Genomic DNA, 1,022 nt, shown 5'->3' on the forward strand with positions numbered 1-1,022 from the left:
CAGGTGCAGTTCGTCTGGCGCAGCGAGCGCAAGGAGCTGCATCTGTTCGCGACGTCGGACGGGCGCAGCTTCCTGGTCCAAGCCGGGCGGCTGGCGACCTACCTGCAGGCGGGCCTGCTGGTGCCGGCGGAAGAAGAGACGCTCACGGTGCGCGCCACGCGTGAAGCGCTGGCGAAGCTCGATGCCAACCCCGAGCGGCTACTGAACTGACTGGCTAGCCCGATGAGGGCGCGGAGTCTAGTGCGCGGTGCGGCCTTCCCGGCTCTCGCAGAGTTCGTCAAGCACCAGCGCATCGGGCTCGATGCCGGTCCTCCAGTGCACCATCAGCACGATGATCTTCAGCTCGTCGAGCGCCACCGGATCGCCGGGCGCCGCCATCGCGCGCTCGACGACGATCTCGCGCAGGCCACAGGGCAGCACGTTTGACGATTCGAGAAAGCGGATGAAGCCGAGGCACTCGGCACCAAGGTGCTCCTGCTCGGCCTGCGAGTAGATGCGCATCGCGTCGTCGGATTGGGGCATTGCCGCTTCGGGTGTGCCCCGAAGAACGACCGTGGCGCTGGCCTCGTCGTTGGCGCTGCGTTCGATCTGCATGCCTTGCGTTGCAAGGCTCAGACCGTCGAGCCAATGAAGGGCCTCGCGGATTTCTTCTGCCTCGAAGCCGTGTGCACTGAGCTTGCGGCCCAGTTGCTCCGGTTCGGGGCAGGCATCGCCGCGCCAATAGTTTTCGTACACAAAAACAAGCACTTCGAACATGAGCCCAATATAGCCGACGTTCGTGCAATCCCGACTAGGTGGAAGCCGCTCGCTGGAAGAGCCCACCCGGCAGGCGTGAGATATGGCCTTCGAGCTCGAGCTCGAGCATCTTCGCCTGCAGCGCGGCCGCACTCCATCCGGTGCGCGCGCTCAATGCGTCGAGGCTGACGGGGTCGAAGCCGAGGGCCTCCAGCAGCGGGTCTTCGGCAGTGGCGGCCGGGTGCCCGTTGCCGGTAGAAGGCGCGGCCGCAGCCGGCGTGCGCAGG

The 1,022-nt window shown here is 66.3% G+C and carries 3 protein-coding genes; 1 reads left to right on the plus strand and 2 read right to left on the minus strand.

The genetic code is table 11. The features are described from left to right. A partial coding sequence (locus ACSFA3_RS26175; protein ID WP_435508212.1) for a DUF1631 family protein occupies positions 1 to 210 on the plus strand: 210 nt, incomplete at its 5' end. A 27-nt stretch (positions 211 to 237) separates the two neighbouring features. Here the strand turns inward: ACSFA3_RS26175 and ACSFA3_RS26180 are convergent. Together ACSFA3_RS26180 and ACSFA3_RS26185 are read right to left on the minus strand one after the other, a co-directional pair. After that, positions 238 to 756: a Smg family protein gene (locus tag ACSFA3_RS26180; RefSeq protein WP_435508213.1), complete on the minus strand. Its 519-nt coding sequence runs from the start codon at positions 754 to 756 to the stop codon at positions 238 to 240. Positions 757 to 790: 34 nt separating this feature from the next. Continuing rightward, the coding region (locus ACSFA3_RS26185) for a DprA-like winged helix domain-containing protein (RefSeq protein ID WP_475544595.1) at positions 791 to 1,022 on the minus strand (232 nt) is incomplete at its 5' end.

This window comes from Variovorax glucosi (genome assembly GCF_051216695.1).
In the GTDB taxonomy this organism is placed as follows: Bacteria; Pseudomonadota; Gammaproteobacteria; order Burkholderiales; family Burkholderiaceae_C; genus Variovorax.

What these genes read in the sequence shown, in the direction of transcription:
- ACSFA3_RS26180 (WP_435508213.1), bottom strand. Translation starts at nt 756, where the DNA reads ATGTTCGAAGTGCTTGTTTTTGTGTACGAAAACTATTGGCGCGGCGAT.